Annotated in this window: 2 protein-coding genes and 1 pseudogene; 2 read left to right on the forward strand and 1 reads right to left on the reverse strand. The window is 62.0% G+C overall.

Features of this window, described 5'->3' with window-relative positions:
- A pseudogene (gene adh / locus ACFSJC_RS18050) lies at positions 1 to 768 on the forward strand (aldehyde dehydrogenase); the annotation flags it as partial.
- A gap of 148 nt (positions 769 to 916) precedes the next feature.
- Here adh and pedF read toward each other — a convergent pair.
- On the reverse strand, positions 917 to 1363 hold the full coding sequence (gene pedF, locus ACFSJC_RS18055) for a cytochrome c-550 PedF (RefSeq protein WP_386028592.1): 447 nt from the start codon (positions 1361 to 1363) through the stop codon (positions 917 to 919).
- 366 nt (positions 1364 to 1729) lie between these two features.
- Between pedF and ACFSJC_RS18060 the strand changes: the two genes are divergently transcribed.
- Complete coding sequence (locus ACFSJC_RS18060; RefSeq protein WP_386028593.1) at positions 1730 to 3316, forward strand: sigma-54-dependent Fis family transcriptional regulator; 1587 nt, start codon at positions 1730 to 1732, stop codon at positions 3314 to 3316.
- Positions 3317 to 3357: the final 41 nt, after the last annotated feature.

Consider the following 3357-nt stretch of genomic DNA (forward strand, 5'->3'; position numbering starts at 1 on the left):
GCGGCCGAGAACATCATCCCGGTGACGCTGGAGCTGGGCGGCAAGTCGCCGAACATCTTCTTCGCCGATGTCATGGATCAGGAGGACGCCTTTTTCGACAAGACCCTCGAAGGCTTCGCCATGTTCGCGCTCAATCAGGGCGAGGTCTGCACCTGCCCCTCGCGGGTGCTGATCCAGGAGTCGATCGTCGATACATTCCTGGAGCGCGCCATCGAGCGCGTCGGCAAGGTCCGTCAGGGCAATCCGCTGGATACCGACACCATGATCGGTGCCCAGGCCTCGCACGAGCAGCTCGATAAGATCCTCTCCTATCTCGACATCGGCAAGCAGGAAGGGGCGCAGTGCCTGATCGGCGGCGAGCGCAATGTGCTGGAGGGCGATCTGGCCGAGGGCTATTACGTCAAGCCGACCGTCTTCCGCGGTCACAACAAGATGCGCATCTTCCAGGAGGAGATCTTCGGACCGGTGGTCTCGGTGACCACCTTCAAGGACGAGCAGGAGGCGCTGGAGATCGCTAACGATTCGCTCTACGGTCTGGGCGCCGGCGTCTGGAGCCGTGACGGGCGGCGTGCCATCGTCATGGGCCGCAACATCCAGGCCGGTCGCGTCTGGACCAACTGCTACCACCTCTACCCGGCCCACGCCGCCTTCGGCGGCTACAAGCAATCCGGCATCGGACGCGAGACCCACAAGATGATGCTCGATCATTATCAGCAGACCAAGAACCTGCTGGTCAGCTACAGCCCCAACGCATTGGGCTTCTTCTAGGTCGCAGACCCGGATCCCGCTCGCGCCATCCGGGCTACGGACTGTAGCCCGGGTGAGCTATCGGACGATCTGACCGTTGCGCTCGACTCCCGCGCGTGTAGCCGTACCAGAGTCAATGGCAGGCATCCAAGACAGCGGCTTGGCCGCGTCACTCCTCATGAACGCTCTCAAGCCAAGCGCGAATCGCCCACATGGCCTCCTGCTGTAGGATCCCTTCGAAAGGCGGCATGAAGACCCGACCGTCCCGGCTGGCGCCATGACGGATCCGGTTGAGAAAAATCTCATCGCCCTCGTCCTCAAGGGGCAGATAACGGAGATCGGGGGCAATGCCGCCCGACACGGCTCCAAGACCATGGCAACGCGCGCAATTCTGATTGAACGCGGAATCCCCGATGCGAATGGCAGCGGGATTTTGACGATAGGGATTCGTATCCAGCCACTCCTCACCCAAGCTCGGTAAGCCAGAAACATCGACCGCTTGAGGTACGACGTCGCCATGAGCGCCCGCGAGGGGCGCATTAGCGCAAAGCAGGGCGGCGAGCAACAACTGATGTGGGGCACGCAGGATCATTCCGCTCAGATGGGTGTATTCCATGTTCGTTCTTTACTCGTGACCGAATGGTTGATGCAGTCCATGGCACGGGGAGTCGTGTCCGTACTTGAGGACCCTGACTGCAATCAATGCGCCATTCCGTCCCTGTCCCTGTTTGGCAAGATACTTGCGCAGAGCCATGCTCCCGAACCGGTTGTTATCTTGCTGCGATTTGGGGCAGGTGATAGCTTTCGATACAGATCCCAGAACAATAAAGACGCTCCCTAAAGGGGGCCGAGGAGGGACGATTCGATGACGAGCCAACGACGGGCTGATGACCCGCATCAAGCGCGCGTATTGAACGCGCGCAAACGATTCTTCGATCAAAACGCAGGCGATGGAGACCTGATCTCGGGAGTTGAAGACGTATTGACGAGCCCAGTGCTGCGCTCGTGGCAGCGCTGCCTGAATAGCGGACTGGATTGGAGCGCGGACGGGCGCGGCGAGCCTGAGGGACGTAGCGCCCTCACGGAGGCCCGCGATCGCAACGAGCGTCTACTTCGCTTTGCCAGTGACATCATGGAGCATCTGTTCGAGCAAATTCGAGCCTCGGGCAGCATGGTGATCCTGGCGGACAATCAGGGGATGATTCTGCACGGCCTGGGCGACCCGGATTTCTTCAGTCGCGCTCAGCGCGTGGCGTTACAACCAGGTTCCTCTTGGAACGAGTCGCTACGCGGGACCAACGCGATCGGCACGGCGCTGAAGGAAGCCGCACCGATCGAGGTCATCGGCGCCGAGCACTTCTTCCTTCGCAATAACTTCTTGACCTGCAGCGCCGCGCCATTGCTCGACCCCGAAGGCCAGATGCTCGGCGTGCTCGACATCTCGGCCGACTATCGCGGCAAGCCGCGCCACACCCTCGGGCTGGTTCGGCTCGCCGCCCAGATGATCGAGAGACGTCTGTTCGAAGTCGAGTTCGCGGGCGAGATTCTGGTCTCGCTGCATATGCGTTCCGAATGCGTTGGAGGACCTCAGGAAGGCTTGCTGGCCTTGTCGGCGGACGGACATGTCCTGGGAGCGAACGCGGTTGCGCGCAGCCTTCTCGCGGAACACAAGGGATTGCTGGGGCAAGAGTTCTCGGCCCTGTTCAGGCAGCCCTTCGGCCCCTTCACGGATCGCGCGCGCCGCAATCCCTTTTCGCTGCAATCGCTGGATACGCGCAGTGGAACTGCCCTCCAGGCGCGACTGCTCAGCATGACGCCCCAGCGGCTGATCCCGCCGCCCAAACCTGCCCGCTCGACCTCTTCCGCTACGGCACCGGCAAGCGATTCGCGCGGCACGCGGCTGACGCTCGACAGCCTGGCCACGGGCGACGCGCATCTAGAGACCGCGCTGAAACGGGCCAAGCGGATCCTCGGCAAAGATATTCCCTTGCTGATTCAGGGGGAGTCCGGGGTCGGCAAGGAGTTGTTCGCCCAGGCTTTCCACTGCTCCGGTCCGCGCCGCGAGGGTCCCTTCGTGGCGCTGAACTGCGCGGCGATTCCCGAGAACCTGATCGAGTCCGAGCTTTTCGGCTACGCCGGAGGGGCCTTCACCGGCGCGCGCCGCGAAGGTTCGATTGGCAAGATCCAGCAGGCGCACGGCGGCACCCTTTTTCTCGACGAAATCGGCGACATGCCACTGACCATGCAGGCCCGTCTGCTACGGGTGCTTCAAGAACGTTGCGTGGCTCCGGTCGGGTCGCAGAATCAGGTGCCGGTCGATATCTCATTGGTGTGCGCCACCCACCGGGTGCTGCGCGATGCCATCCGCGCCGGCTCCTTTCGCGAGGATCTCTACTACCGGGTCAACGGACTGACCGTAACGCTCCCGGCGCTGCGCGAACGCAGCGACATCCGCCGCATCGTCAAGATGCTCGTTGAGACCGAAGCGGGTGACCGCGAAGCCATCCAGGTCCATGAATCGGCCATGGAGCTATTTGAGCGCCAGGGCAATCGCATCACGTTTTCCTAATATTCGAGGATTTGGACGTTGATGATTGTGCAGTGGATGTC

Source organism: Thiorhodococcus fuscus, from assembly GCF_042682685.1.
Classification (GTDB): Bacteria; Pseudomonadota; Gammaproteobacteria; order Chromatiales; family Chromatiaceae; genus Imhoffiella; species Imhoffiella fuscus.